We start from the raw sequence: 13,314 nt of genomic DNA, 5'->3' as shown, positions 1-13,314 counted from the left end.
TACTTGTGTTTAATGCTCTAAAAATCTTCCTAACTGACGAATCCGGCGTCGCCGTTGAATGGGTGGTAACCATCATCGCCGGGGTAATAATCATAGCGGTCGCTTACATGAAGTTGAAAAACTCGCCGGGTAGAATTGGAGACTCTATATGGCACGCCGGCGCGTGGGGCGCACATGCAGTGAACGGCATCAGGGCGTATTAGAGAAAAGAGCCGGGGAACCCCGGCTCTTTTCTCTTTAAAGGAGGTGGAAAAATGCTGAGCGTGGTTGTCCCGGCGTACAACGAGGAACAAAGGCTTCCGGAGACTTTACGGCAGTTAACGACATATGGACCTGTAGGCGAGATAATTGTCGTGGACGATGGTTCAACCGATAAAACGTTTGAATTGGCGACTAAATACGGGGCGACAGTTCTGCGCAATTCGGTAAACTACGGCAAGGGGTACTCGGTGCGCAGGGGCGCGCTAGCCGCAAAGGGCGACGTGGTGTTGTTTACGGACGCCGACATGGCCACGCCGATTAAGGATGCGGCAATGTTGATGAAGGCGATAAGAGACGGCTCGGATATAGCAATCGGGTCAAGGTACATGCCCGGGTCGATTATCCACGACTGGTCGCCGGCGCGCCGGTTGGCAAGCAAGATGTTTGCCTTGTTTGTCCGCGCGGCTACTGGACTGCGGTACAAAGATACGCAGTGCGGTTTTAAGATGTTCACAAAAGACGCGGCGCAAGAGATATTTTCACGTTCTTATGAGTACCGGTTTGCTTTCGACGTAGAGGTGTTGCTGCTGGCTAAAAGCATGGGGTTTGACGTAGCTGAAGTGCCTGTCGAGTGGAGCGACGCGCCGGGTTCAACCGTAAAGATGTGGGGAGACGGAAGCCGGATGCTTGGGTCTGTCGTCGGGCTGGTTCGCAGAGATCCGGCGCAAAGATTTTTTAAAAAAGTTTTATGAAAGGAGGCAATACTTGTGTTTGGTGCTCTAAAAACCTTCCTTACCGGCGATTCCGGGGGAGCGGTTGAATGGGTAGTGACCATAATCGCCGGGGTAATAATCGCGGCGGTCGCTTACGCAAAACTAAAGAACAGCCCCGGCAACGTCGGCACGTCTATCAACGACGCTGGAGCAAACGCCGCAAAGGCGGTGGACGGTATAAGACCGTATTAAGAAAAGATCCGAAAGAATTTTTAAAAAAGTTTGAAAGGAGGCAATACTTATGTTTAATGCTCTAAAAACCTTCCTGGCTAATGAATCCGGGGGAGCGGTTGAATGGGTAGTGACCATAATCGCCGGGGTAATAATCGCGGCGGTCGCTTACGCAAAACTAAAGAACAGCCCCGGCAACGTCGGAACATCTATCAACGACGCTGGAGCAAACGCCGCCGCGGCGGTGAACGGCATCAGGGCGTATTAGAGAAAAGAGCCGGGGAACCCCGGCTCTTTTTTTTGTAAAGGAGGTGGTTAAAAATAAGTTATGCGTTTGCGGCCATAGCGGTGCTCCTCGGGTCGTTCGGCCAGCTATGTATGAAAATAGGCGCTTCGGGGTCGTCTTTAGGAAAAGCGCTTCTATGTCCATACACAATTGCGGGATTTTTTCTCTACGGCGCGTCGTCCCTATTTTGGCTAAGAGTTTTATCCGAACTACCGCTTTCAACAGCTTATCCGATGCTTGCGTTAAATTTCACGCTTGTGCTGCTTTTATCGGTTCTTGCGCTTAAAGAACCCATAAGCGCAGTAAAATGCGTTGGAACAGTTTTAATCGTTTTGGGGGTGGTAATGATTGGGAAAAGTTAAAATCAATGTCTGGCATATTTTGTTCCTTGCGGCATTGGCATATATCTGCGTTGACGCGGGGAGTCCATTGATCGAAGGAGATACGCTATGGCACGTCAAAACCGGACAGTGGATTATAGAGAACCGCATGATTCCCGTTTCTGACTTTTATTCCTGGACGGCTTGCGGAGCTCATTGGACTGCGCACGAATGGCTTTGGGAGGTGTTGGCTTACTTGAGCTACGCTTACGCCGGGAAGTGGGGAGTGTGGCTTTTGACGTGCGCCGGGATAATCGCTTATGCTCTGTCGTTATTTGGACTACTCGTAAGGAGATGCTCTCTACCACTTGCGTCCATGCTCTCTGCGCTTGCCTTGATCGCTGCAAGCTACGCCTGGGACGCGAGGCCGCACGTGATGGCGCAGGGTTTATTTGCCCTCACTGCTTACCTGGTGTTAACCGCGAAAGACAACCCGAAAAAGCTTTATCTGCTGTCCTTTGTCGCGCTCGTATGGGCCAACATCCACAGTTCAGCCCCGCTGGGCGTGCTGTTTGCGGCAGGGGTCTTCGTATATCCCTATTTATTTAGGGGTGCGCCGCTGGAAAGAGGGACCGAAGCACACAAAAAACTGGGCGTGTCCACGGCAGCGATGCTGCTGGCGAGTTTTTGCAGCCAGCAGGGGACGGGGATCTGGTATTACACATTTTTCGCGTCGTCGCACCCGGAGATTACCAACAACGTAGGCGAGTGGTTTTCGCCCAACTTTCATAACCCGGTGCTTCTGCCGGCGTTAGTATTGCTGCTTTTGGTGCTTGTAGTCGCGGCGTTGGGAAAAGAGCGGCCTTCTTTGTTTGAAGCATTATTTGCCGCGTCAACATGCGCCCTGTGGCTCGTCTCCCTGCGCCACGTCCCTTACTTCACTTTGGCGGGGGCATTGTTAATAGCGTCAACCGTCAAAGGCGTGTCGGCAAACCATTTAAGCAAGGCGGCTGCGGCTTTTCTTGCCGCGGTGTTCATAATTTTCAGCGCATGGTCATGGCCGCCGGCGTGGGTGGACAACCCGAAGGAAGGCGTCTATTTCCCTATTAAAGCCGTGTCGTTCATGAAGGAAAACAGGCTAACGGACAGAGTGTTCAACTATTACTCGTGGGGCGGCTATTTAATATGGGAAGGTATACCGGTGTTTATTGACGGCAGGGCGGACATGTACGTATCGTCAGGAAAAGGCGTGTTTAAGGATTATCTGCACGCCGCTGCTCCGGGGTACGGAAAAGATGTTGAACAACTGGAGAACCCGGTTGAAATATTAAACGGTTGGGGCGTTAAGACGGCGCTCATCCCGTCGAACGGCCCGCTGGATTGGATATTAAAGAAAGATAACTGGAAGGAGGTCTACAGGGACGATGTGGCGGTTGTTTATGCAAGAGACGCGTAATTTTACAAGAGACGAACGCGGAGGGGTTGTCGAGTGGTTGCTGGTGTTGATCGCCTGCGCGATTTTATGTTCGATTATATTCAAGAACCTCGCGCCGGGGATAAAATCATCAACTCAAAAGATGGGCAACGCTTTGAATGGAGGGTAAAAAAGAAATGTTGGGATATCTAGTTGCTTCAGTATTTTTACTGGCTGCTTCGCACATAGACATGCTTTCGTACAGAATACCGAACTGGCTGAACGTTGCGGGGGTCGTCGCTGGAGCGGCGCTGAGCATAAAAAACCCGGGCTTTTTTATGCACGGCCTTATATGGGGGGCGGCGTTCGGTTTGTTCTTCTATTTTCTCGGCGTCTTCGGCGCGGGAGACGCGAAGATGCTTATAGCTTTGGGGAGTATCGTAGGGCAGGATGAAATATTCGCCTTGTTTTTATTGTCTATTACGTTAATGGCGCTGTGGTCAATCCCGGTGCGTCTTGTGAAATGGGGGTTCAGGCGCACGTGGGAGACAGAGAAACAGGGTCTTATGTTTCTGTTGCTAAAGATAAAGCTGCAGCGGCCCGAAATAGAGAAGCTCGACGTTGCCAAGGCGCCTTTCGCGCCTTTTGTCTTGTTTGGGTATATCGCGGTTCAATTAGCGCAAATGTTCGGGGGTGATATTTTTGCGTATCTGCAAGTTCTATAAAGACAAAAACGGCAGCGCACCGGTAGTGGCGACGGTTTTATTGTTTCCCCTGTTGATCGTTTTGATTTACAGCGGAGTCATGTACGGCCAGATGGCTGACGTATCCAGCGTCGTCGAAGAGGCCGCCCGGGCCGGGGCGAGGTATTACGCGGCTCACTTCGGCGAAAAGAAAGCTAAAGATGAGGCAGGGAAAAAAGCGAAAGAGGTCGTCGTCGGGTCGGTGAACGTCACGCCGGTAAAGGAAATTGAGAAGAAAAAGCTTACCTTTAATGAAAAAACAGACATCAAGGTAAAAAAGGACGGGAGCTACGCATATTGTGAGGTAACCTATCACTACCCCACGCCCGTAAAAAAGCTGACGCGGTTGATAGGAGGGAACGACTTGACGGATGATATGAAAATCACGGGAAAAGCGTACTTCAAAATTAGCGAGGGGGGATAACTGGTGCGCGGGGAAAAGGGCTCTGCAATTATATCCTGGGCGCTGCTTACGCCTCTCATCTTTTTTGTTGTTTTCGCCGGCTTCGTCATGATCCACTTGAACCAGATAAGGGCCTGCGCGGCGATGGCCGCGCGCGAATCGGCCCGCGACTACGGGATAAACCACAAAGAGAGCAATGCCCGCCGGGTGGCGTGGGACGTCTTAAAGCAGGAAGGACTGCTATCCGAAAACGCCGCGTACCCAAAAGGGGGAAGCAGGAACTTTAACGCCGACAACGACGTGAAGTTCACGGAGGACGGGGCTTGGGTAACATGCGTGATAACGTACAGGATGCCCAACGCGCTGCCGCTGGTCCCGCGCCTGGCGGCCGCCGAAGACAACCCGTCGTGGTGGCCGAAGGAGTTTATATTTAAGGCGGCGGGGTCGGCGAAGCATGAGTACGAGGATTAAAAATTTGGAGGGAAAACATCGGCGTATTTGCCATGATCAAATACAATCCAACTATTGTCGAGTTTTGTAAGCTGAAAGAACCAATATATATCTCTGGTAATGCCCGGAAAACTGGAAATACCACCGAGAAGCAAGCCGTAGAATAGCCATCCTGGAAAAAACTTATTGAGCAGCAAAAGAAGTAATATAGAAGCAAGTAGCGTAAACAAAGGTGCCAGGCAAACATATTTGTACCGGGACACTTGGCATCCAGCAAGAGCCTCACAATAAGTAAGGTATACCTTCCACGTAACACCTGTTAACCTAAAACCAAGAGCATGGCTATATTCATGTATCGGGAGAGTAAATAGTAAGAGGGCGATAACGAAGCAGAGAAAGAATAAGATCATATCTGAGGCGTTTAGTTTTGCTTTTGTAATAACAAGTCCTGAAAAAGAAAGGGTGATAAAAAGCAATATCATGAAAAGGCGCTTTGGGGGACTTTTTAACTTAATCGGAAACAACACAGGATACATAGATATTCCTCCTGTTGTAGCTTCGGCTGCCGGAGTTGTAATAATATCTTTGGTTAAAGCCTATCTGGAAAAAATAATAAGCATCTATTGCCTCATAGTGTTGGCGGTTCTTGTTTTAATTCCTTCAATCATATTGTTTATCCGGGATAAAAAAATGTAACGAAAGGTGGCAAATGATAAGATTTTGCAGATTGTAGATAAAACAGAACATCGCTTGCCGGCGCGTGCATTGTTCAGTTACGCCGCCGTTTTTGTTTTCGTCTTTACCGTTTTTCTTTATGCGGGATACAGTTTCCACCGCGAGGCGCTCGCCGCCCTCTCGCCGTCCGTAAATACGGCTATAAGCATGGTCGAGGCGGTGGACAGGGCGGGCGGCAACCTGCCGCTTATCCTAGCGGGAGCTATATTCGCCAAAAACATTGTAGTGGCGTTGCTTGTGCTGGCGTTCGGCCGCCGGCTTTTCGGGTTGTTCCCCGCGTTCGTGCTGGCGGTCAACGCCGCGGTCATAGGAGCGGTGTACGGCGATCTGACGGCTTCCGGCGCTCCGTGGCAGGAGGCGGTATCGTATTTCGCGCCGCACGGGGTCATCGAAATACCCGCATTGATCGGGGCGTGCGTGCTGGCTGTATGCCTTAAAGGCGCAGGGCTTAAAGAAAGGCTGTTGCGCGGAATGACATACGTCGCCGGCCCGCTGGCCGTAGCGGCGCTGGTCGAGGTGTATGTAACCCCGGCGGCGCTGTTCGCGGCAAAAGTATTATATAGGGGGAGTTAAAAAAATGGATAGGACAAGAATAGTATTACTGATAATAGCCGCCGCCGTTATTGGCGCATGCTTGGGCGTGTTGGGCCACTGGTACTTCACGGACATTGCTCCGGCGAAAAAAACAAAGATAATAGCCCAAAAGCAAATGGAGCAGATGAAAAAGATGGTGCGGACCGGAGAGGTGACCGATGTCACATCCGATTCTGTAACCCTGGAAGTGAAAAAAAGCGGAGACGATTCTTTAATCGGTCAGAAATTAACGTTCAAGATCGGTAAAACGACGACCGTCCAAGCCGGGATGAACGTTTTAAACCGGCCTGACGAAGCGATCGATTTAGGGAGATATGTTAAGGCCGGCATGACGGTTGACGTCCTGGCGGAAGGCGACAGGGCGCTGGCAGTGCACTGGGAGGCGCCTTTCAGTTCCCTTTTCTTCGGGAGTGCAACGGACAAACACTTCTGACAACGCCTCGTCCCCTGTCCTTTAATCATACCACTTTTGGTAGAAGTGTCAATTATCAACGCCTGAAGGCAGGGGCTTGAGAAAGCGGTCCTGAGAGCCTTCGCTTTACAGGCGGGAGATTTGCGGGATCGGGAGCATAAGGTGCTCTTAAATTGGCTATAACTGACATTTGCAAAGAACGCGGAGGCAAAAAATAGGACAGGGGAAAATCGCCCGCGGCGGATAGATGCTGCGGGCGGTTTTCTTTATTAAGGGGTTGATAATCTTGTCTATCAGCCCGGTATGCGCGTACCCTGTAGGATGGAGGTGATAATGGCAAAATGTACGGTGAAATATCCGGAAAACTAAGAGAAGCGATTGAAGCCAAATATCTGGACAAAGAAAAAGTGTTCGAGTTCGCCGGGAAATGCCTGGAAACGGCTGAGCAGGAAGGACAGGTGGACAATTTGCTGAAACAATTCCCATACCTCTACGAGGTTGTAATAACCTTCGACCGGTATTTCCATTCGGAGAAGAGCTTGTAGTTGCCGATATTTCGGAAGCGTTTTCTTCTCATGATCTCGAATTCGCCGCCGCTGATGTTGTGAAACTGCCTGAAAGCCAGTTCAAGAGAATAGGCGGAGGCAGGTGATAACTCGGCTTTCGACAGCACGGCAAAAAACGTTTTAACGTCAGACATGTTTAAAATATACATTTCCCTGACCTCCTGGGGAAAGTCTTTTGCCTTTGCTGTGTTCAATAGAGCTGATTTGAGGTCGGCGACATCACATCTTGCCAACGCTATAGGCTGGTATTTTTGTTTTGTTAAAACAATATCGAGAATACGGACGCTATCAGGAATTATGCCGGTTTCTTCTGTAATTTCCCGGACAGCGGCTCTGCTTAAAACATTGCCCTTTTCGCCCACCAAGTCGCTTTCAATGACCGTGCCGGTTGATGCAACGGAGTAGATGCTACCTGAGATAGCAAGCGAAGAAGTCCGCTTAACAATCAAAGTGTTGCCCTGGCTGTCCATTACCATTGCGCTTACCGCCAGGACATTGGCGAGGCGGTTGTTGCCGATGATCTCCGGGAACTCGGGATCATCTTTACCACTGAATATCTTATTCTTGTACTCGGCGAGGACGCTGTAGTATCCCGGCAGGTAAGAGAGAAGAGAAATGTATTTCCAAAAACCGCTGTAACGCACATTGCCGGGGAAAACAGTCATGTTAGTCGAAAGCAGGTCGTAGAAACCAACGGTGGATAGTTCCAGCGTCAGACAATCGTTTTCCACCGTATATCCGTCAAGACGCACGCATGGGCCGTTGAAGGAGCGTGAGCCGGTCAACTTGTTATAATATTCCACCAGGAATTCAATGTGCCATTCGGGTATGATGTTTTTAAAACGGCTTTTTGTGTGATAGCGGGTGTTTATATCTGAATGTTGGCAGAAATACGATGTTAAAGCGGGGTCATCAACTATCATCTGAGAGTAAGGTTTTCTGTTTTTTAGGATAGACAGTTTTCTTGCGGAAACGGCTGCAAGAAAAGCAACCAGGGCAAGAAATATCACCGTAAGTATATTGCCCGCCAGGTTAGAAACAACGCTTAAAGCAAAATCAGTAAAAGGCATAATCGCGTTCCTCCGTTAACAGTATATACTTTTCGTATTGTTTTTGGAAGAACCGAAACAACGGCGGTTCGGCAAATGACCGGGACAACCCCGGTTTTGTATTTTTCAGGAGGTGTTTTTTCATGAACCTGATACCAATTGCACTATTAAAACCGCATCCGAAAAACAAGGAGTATTTTCCCGACGCCTTGCCCGAAAGCCTCTGGCAAGAACTTGTCAATGACATCAAAGAAGAAGGCATAATTAACCCGTTAATCGCTACAACCGATTACACCGTGCTGGCGGGGCACTTGAGGTTGGAGGCAGCTAAGCAGGCTGGGCTTACGCACGTGCCGGTAGTTATCAGGGATGTCTCTGCCGACAGCGACGAGGCTGTAGAGTTGTTAATTAAGGACAACTTGCTGAGGAGGCAGCTGTCGGACATGCAGGCGGCGAGGCTGGTCAGGGTGCTGAAGGAAAAGTATGGGGTGAAACACGGTGGGTACCGCGAACCAAAAATGGAAAAAGATGATGGGTCAAAACGACAAAATGTCGTTTTGAAAATTGCTGATGTTGTGGGGATGACCGAAAGGCAGGTTCAGCGTTGTGACAAACTCAACGACCTCGTTCCCGAATTCCAAACTCTTGTTTCCTCCGGCAAACTCGGTTCCACCGCCGCCTACGAATTGGCTTTCCTTTCATCGGAGACGCAGAGGCAATTGCTAGACGCTTACGGTGAGAGCATAACCGGCCTTAAGCAATCCGAAGCGAAGGGACTGCGCGCCGGAATCGAGGCTGAAATTCGGGCTGAGAGCGAGCGGCAGATAAGTGGATTAAAAGAGGCCGTAGCCAGGCTGACTGAGCAGAAGGACGAGCTGCAGATAGCCGGCGGAGAACAGGAACGGGAGCTTAGAAAAGCTATAACCGACATGCAGGAGCAATTAAGGGAAAGTTTACCTGTTGATAAAGCATCTGTCTTGCAGGAAGAATTGAGCGAAAAGGAGCGGGAGTTGGTTTTTGCGCAACAAAGAGCGTCCGAAGCCGAAAACAAATACAGAGCAGAAGCAAACATACTGAAAAAGCGGGTCAAAGAACTGGAGGAACAGAAACTGCCCCAGCCGGAGGTTATCGAGAAAATCGTCGAAAAAGTGGTTTACCGCGCTGACCCGGTCTTAGGGGCAGAACTGGAAGAAGCCAGGAACAGGGCGGCATCTTTGTCGCAAGAGCGCAACTTTTTCCAGGAGCGGATGCGGGACATGGCTACGGACGGCGAGCGGAAAGAAGTAAAGCTCCGGGAATTAAAGGAGCGCGTGGAGGAATTGGAGCGCCGGGAAGAGATTCTGAAGAAAAGCTTGACTCGAAAAGAGAACAGGCCGAAGAGTGACCCGGCTCAGGAGGAAATGATGAGCCTGATGAAAAAAGCGCGGGAGGCGGCGATCGACCTATCGGAAACGCTGTCCCTCATGCTCCAAAAATATTCAAAGGAGATTCTGTTCATTACTCAGAGAAAAACGGCTTCTGACCTACATGACGCCGTTGATGTTATAGCCGGGGCTACCTCCTTTAACCTATTTGAAGTGTCGCTTGAAACATTGGCAATGAGAATGGGCCAATGTTTTGAGTTACTTGAAAGCAAAAAGCCAGCGCTAAGGGTTCTAAAGGGAGGTGAAAAGATTGATGGCAAAGAAAAGCCGTAAAAGAGCGACAATGGCTGACGCATTCCTGAAACTGTTGGAGAAAAACTATCCGGAAGGTGTGCCTGTAGCTGAAGCTGCAATGATCATGTACAGGAACAGCGGTTTACGTGCAAGAGCGAGGATCTACGGTCTGGCGCGCAGCCTGCGGGACGTCGGGCACTCTGTCTACGCGCTTGGTGGGATATATCACATCTGCAACGGTGACAGCGAAAAGCTCCTGCGCGTCGGGGAGCGGAAAGAGATACAGGCGATTGGAAACATCAAGAGTTTCGTCAGGGTTCTGGACGAGACTATCGACGCGCTGAGCGCCAACCCGGACATGGTAAGGCTTTGCTTGCTGCAGGAGCTTCGCGGAAAGGCGAAAGAAAAGCTGGTCGTTATGGTGAAAAAGCTTGCATGAAGCCCGGAAGGCCGGGCTTTTTGGAAAGTGAAGGGAGGCGGCGGGTGGAAACGAAAACAGCGCTTCTTTTAATGAGGGAACCAGTTTCGGCTCTTTTTTTTGCTCGCCCGGCACGTCTGCCAAGTAGAAAGCCGGAAATTATCCGGCTTTCTACTTTTTTACAAGGAAGAAGGAGGTGAGAAAATGAGACAGATTTTGCTGCTAATGTTCTGTGTGTCGCTGCTGGTGCTGCCGTTAGCCGCGCACGCGTATGACGTCGGAATACCGCCGGGCGAGGGACCGGATCTAACTCCGCTGCCGATACTGAGCCTCCCCATGGCTAAAGCCAGGGGGTTCCTGACCTTAAACCACAAGTATCTGCCTGTCAGCCTGCCTCTTTCCGCCGGACGAACCTGGCAGAGCCTTAGCATGTTGCATCATCCAGACAACTTTCGCGGCGACCCGCTCCAACCTGCCGTAGGCGTCCTTAAACCGGCTGATGAAACCGGTTTTAGCTCTCGCGGGTTCGGCATAAGGCCCACCTTCGCCGCACCAGGACGACTCCGCCCTGCCCGGCTGCCCGGGTAGATGAGCCCGTGATAAACTTTTACAAACCGAAACTTGCAGGCGCTTTATACCAATATTTTTTACGAACATCTTCAATCGCGGCATCAAGCAAAGACTTGACTGCCGGCCACTCTGCAGCCGCTGAACCAATATCCAGGTAGCGTTTGCCGTTACCGTCCTCCTTTATGTGTCTGGCAAGGAAAGCTGAATACAAGTCCCTCTGGGCTGTCACGCCGCAGTCGCAGCTATGCCACCGGGCGGAAAGCTTCTTTTTTAATTTCCGCCCGCAGTGACACCTCTGTGAGAGAGCGGTGCTGCCAGTGGGAAACTCAATCACCTGTCCGTTGCCGGAGTCGGCTTTGCGTTTTAAACCGGAAACAAACATGCCGGGAGCGCGGCAATTGACCGACCGGCCAAATACCCTTTGCCATGCTTTATATGATACTTTCTCCAGGTAGATTTCGTCGCCCCGGCGCAGGATATCGTTGATTAATTTTCCATGAAGCGATTTTCTATGCGCCGCCTGGCGGCGATTCAATTCGGCGAATTTGGCGCAGGTTCTTAAATAGCCTTTTGAACTGACCCATTTCTTTTTGCCCTTTTTGACCGTGCCGTCCGGGTTGTAGTTGTCCGGATTGTTTATCCTGCGTTGGCGGTCCATCTTACGCTGACACGCCCCAATCGTCTTCTGGAGGTTGTCCAACTCGCGGCAGAACAGGTCGAGCCCGGCGCCGGCATTGTTTACTTCCCCTATGGTGGAAGGTCCCACGTCCAGGCCAATTTTACCCCTGGCGACTTTGTTTTTTTCCTTCCGGTATGGCTTGCCTTCACAAACCAACTGGACGTAGAATCTTGTTTTTCCGCGGATAATCTTCCTGACGATCCGGACGTATTTTACCGGACTGGACAACCCGTGGGCTATAACGGGGTCTTTTACGTTAATTAACGTTTCTAGCTCCAGGCTGTTCCAAACAACCTTGCCGTCTCTCCAGCGAATGCCGGAAGCGTTGTTCTTGCCCTCCAGGGATTCGAGCTCACCGCGGCGTTTGAACCGGACTTTTTCGGCGTCTCCAATGACGGTCTTATTGGCAGCGTCGAAAGCCCTGGTAGCTGCTTTCTGCGCGGCGAGAGAATCTATGTGCTCGCCTAACCATGATTTCCGGATTATCCCAACATAGTCATGCAAAGAGTATTCGGTGAAGCCATACTTCTCCCTGGCTTCTTTGAAGGCTTTCGACCTGGCTTTTGCTTCTTCCTCGGTTTTATGGGGCATAGCCCGGGCCGCCCGGTAGATTTTCGACCGCAGCATCATGTCGCGGCGCTTTAATACTTCTCCCAGGCAGGCATTGTATATTTGCCGGCCGGCTTCGAAGCGGGAGTTAAGGACGTGTTTTTGCTCTGAATTGGTTGCCAGTGGGAATTCAGTGATAAACGACGGCGTTTTGGACCTGCCCATATGTTACACACCCTTTTGTTGTTCAATGTACTGCTTAATTACTTCCAGCGGCGCGCCGCCCACGGAGCTGACAAAGTAACTGTTTGTCCACAACGTCGGCAGCCGGCTCTTGAGCCAGGGGAACTCCTCCCTCAGTATCCGGGAGGAGCGGCCCTTCAACCACTTAACAAACTTATGGATACCGAACTGCGGGTCAACTTCGCAGAGGATGTGTACGTGGTCCGGCATGATTTCAAGGTTGATTATGTCCACGCCATGCTCTGCAGCGAATTCATGTATGATATTTTTTAGAAGCCCATCTACTCCATCTGTCAGAACTTTGCGCCGGTATTTCGGGCAAAATACTATGTGATACTTACAGGAATAGACTATGTTGTTGTTGGATTTGTAGGAGATGGTATATTGCTTCATGAGAGTATTATACCATACAATGCAGCATAATACAATCATATGTTCGCTATGAGACAGTTATTTTGCCAGGCTTTCGCCTGGCGCGCCTTATATCCCCATGGCTAAAGCCAGGGGCTTTACGGCGCATACTGGTAAAGCCGAAGCTGGTTAACCCGCCGGGATACGGCGTGCCCAGGATGCCGGAAGCGCCGAAAATGCCTATTGTTACCTTTGCTCGCTAAAAGGACGGCGCTGGAGAACTGAGGAGCAAATTTCACCCTGCGGAGGCAGACCGGCGCTAAGGCCGGGGCGGGAGGGGCCGGATGCAAAGGGGGATTATCCGGCGCCGCAAGGGTGAAATATTTTTGAGGGAAAGAGCCGGTTTCGGCTCTTTTTTATCCCGTAAAAAAAGGAGGCTGAATAATGTTGCAAAAAGACGAGTTGGACTTCTATATTCGCCACGGTGTTGTTAACGAGGTGGCTGTAGAGATTATCGACATGATGGCGCGAAAAAATATGATTCTCCAAGAAGCCTTAGAGGTCATCAAAAGGATTGAGTATCAACTTAAGTTCATCAAAGTATTTATGCCCAAAGATTAAGTTGTTTAGAGAGCAGTGCCTTTAATTTGGATGTGCCATATTTCTCTTGAAACGGTTTTCGGCCAGCATCTTGCAAGACTGATCATTGCCTGAAAAAGCTCTTTTGAA

General features: G+C 50.4%; 18 protein-coding genes. 14 read left to right on the top strand and 4 right to left on the bottom strand.

The features are described from left to right. Window positions 1–5: 5 nt before the first annotated feature. The 9 genes from C4542_02095 (at window position 6) to C4542_02055 (ending at window position 4,782) form a co-directional block, all read left to right on the top strand. Window positions 6–203 (top strand): hypothetical protein, encoded by a 198-nt coding sequence (locus C4542_02095; GenBank protein RJO62773.1) that lies wholly within the window; start codon window positions 6–8, stop codon window positions 201–203. Window positions 204–254: 51 nt separating this feature from the next. After that, window positions 255–953: a glycosyltransferase family 2 protein gene (locus tag C4542_02090; protein RJO62772.1), complete on the top strand. Its 699-nt coding sequence runs from the start codon at window positions 255–257 to the stop codon at window positions 951–953. 15 nt (window positions 954–968) lie between these two features. Further along, window positions 969–1,166, top strand: coding sequence for a hypothetical protein (locus C4542_02085; GenBank protein RJO62771.1), 198 nt, complete (start codon window positions 969–971; stop codon window positions 1,164–1,166). A 49-nt stretch (window positions 1,167–1,215) separates the two neighbouring features. Further along, entirely contained in the window at window positions 1,216–1,413 is a 198-nt protein-coding gene (locus tag C4542_02080) for a hypothetical protein (GenBank protein ID RJO62770.1), read from the top strand. Window positions 1,414–1,466: 53 nt separating this feature from the next. Further along, the gene (locus tag C4542_02075; protein RJO62769.1) at window positions 1,467–1,793 is read left to right on the top strand and encodes a multidrug transporter; all 327 of its coding nucleotides are present in this window, start codon (window positions 1,467–1,469) and stop codon (window positions 1,791–1,793) included. After that, the gene (locus C4542_02070) at window positions 1,780–3,207 is read left to right on the top strand and encodes a hypothetical protein (GenBank protein ID RJO62768.1); all 1,428 of its coding nucleotides are present in this window, start codon (window positions 1,780–1,782) and stop codon (window positions 3,205–3,207) included. Before C4542_02075 ends, C4542_02070 begins: the two co-directional genes overlap by 14 nt. Window positions 3,208–3,344: 137 nt before the next feature. Next, a complete protein-coding gene (locus C4542_02065) occupies window positions 3,345–3,890 on the top strand; it encodes a prepilin peptidase (protein RJO62767.1) in 546 nt (181 codons plus the stop codon). Next, on the top strand, window positions 3,859–4,332 hold the full coding sequence (locus C4542_02060) for a hypothetical protein (GenBank protein ID RJO62766.1): 474 nt from the start codon (window positions 3,859–3,861) through the stop codon (window positions 4,330–4,332). The genes C4542_02065 and C4542_02060 overlap by 32 nt, the downstream gene beginning before the upstream one ends. 3 nt (window positions 4,333–4,335) lie before the next feature. Next, entirely contained in the window at window positions 4,336–4,782 is a 447-nt protein-coding gene (locus tag C4542_02055; GenBank protein ID RJO62765.1) for a pilus assembly protein, read from the top strand. Here the strand turns inward: C4542_02055 and C4542_02050 are convergent. Further along, window positions 4,779–5,297: a hypothetical protein gene (locus tag C4542_02050; protein RJO62764.1), complete on the bottom strand. Its 519-nt coding sequence runs from the start codon at window positions 5,295–5,297 to the stop codon at window positions 4,779–4,781. The genes C4542_02055 and C4542_02050 overlap by 4 nt on opposite strands. Before the next feature lie 166 nt (window positions 5,298–5,463). Between C4542_02050 and C4542_02045 the strand changes: the two genes are divergently transcribed. After that, entirely contained in the window at window positions 5,464–6,069 is a 606-nt protein-coding gene (locus C4542_02045; GenBank protein RJO62763.1) for a stage II sporulation protein M, read from the top strand. A gap of 4 nt (window positions 6,070–6,073) precedes the next feature. Then, window positions 6,074–6,523 carry a hypothetical protein gene (locus tag C4542_02040; GenBank protein RJO62762.1) on the top strand — a complete coding sequence of 150 codons (450 nt, stop codon included), beginning with the start codon at window positions 6,074–6,076 and terminating at the stop codon, window positions 6,521–6,523. Window positions 6,524–6,992: 469 nt separating this feature from the next. Here the strand turns inward: C4542_02040 and C4542_02035 are convergent, their stop codons facing one another. After that, window positions 6,993–8,138 (bottom strand): NUDIX domain-containing protein, encoded by a 1,146-nt coding sequence (locus tag C4542_02035; protein ID RJO62761.1) that lies wholly within the window; start codon window positions 8,136–8,138, stop codon window positions 6,993–6,995. A gap of 122 nt (window positions 8,139–8,260) precedes the next feature. Between C4542_02035 and C4542_02030 the strand changes: the two genes are divergently transcribed. The 3 genes from C4542_02030 to C4542_02020 all read left to right on the top strand — a co-directional run bounded on the left by C4542_02030 (window position 8,261) and on the right by C4542_02020 (window position 10,781). Continuing rightward, window positions 8,261–9,814: a hypothetical protein gene (locus tag C4542_02030; GenBank protein RJO62760.1), complete on the top strand. Its 1,554-nt coding sequence runs from the start codon at window positions 8,261–8,263 to the stop codon at window positions 9,812–9,814. Beyond that, entirely contained in the window at window positions 9,795–10,214 is a 420-nt protein-coding gene (locus C4542_02025) for a hypothetical protein (GenBank protein RJO62759.1), read from the top strand. Before C4542_02030 ends, C4542_02025 begins: the two co-directional genes overlap by 20 nt. 183 nt (window positions 10,215–10,397) lie before the next feature. Continuing rightward, window positions 10,398–10,781, top strand: a complete 384-nt coding sequence (locus C4542_02020; GenBank protein ID RJO62758.1) for a hypothetical protein — start codon at window positions 10,398–10,400, stop codon at window positions 10,779–10,781. Window positions 10,782–10,800: 19 nt separating this feature from the next. On the opposite strand, the gene C4542_02015 is transcribed toward C4542_02020, so the two are convergent. Continuing rightward, window positions 10,801–12,216: a transposase gene (locus C4542_02015; protein ID RJO62757.1), complete on the bottom strand. Its 1,416-nt coding sequence runs from the start codon at window positions 12,214–12,216 to the stop codon at window positions 10,801–10,803. Between the two features lie 3 nt (window positions 12,217–12,219). After that, window positions 12,220–12,627: an IS200/IS605 family transposase gene (tnpA, locus tag C4542_02010; GenBank protein ID RJO62756.1), complete on the bottom strand. Its 408-nt coding sequence runs from the start codon at window positions 12,625–12,627 to the stop codon at window positions 12,220–12,222. Window positions 12,628–13,314: the final 687 nt, after the last annotated feature.

This window comes from Dehalococcoidia bacterium (assembly GCA_003597995.1).
GTDB lineage: Bacteria > Chloroflexota > Dehalococcoidia > Dehalococcoidales > UBA1222 > SURF-27.
This window is presented reverse-complemented; position numbering and strand designations above follow the sequence as displayed.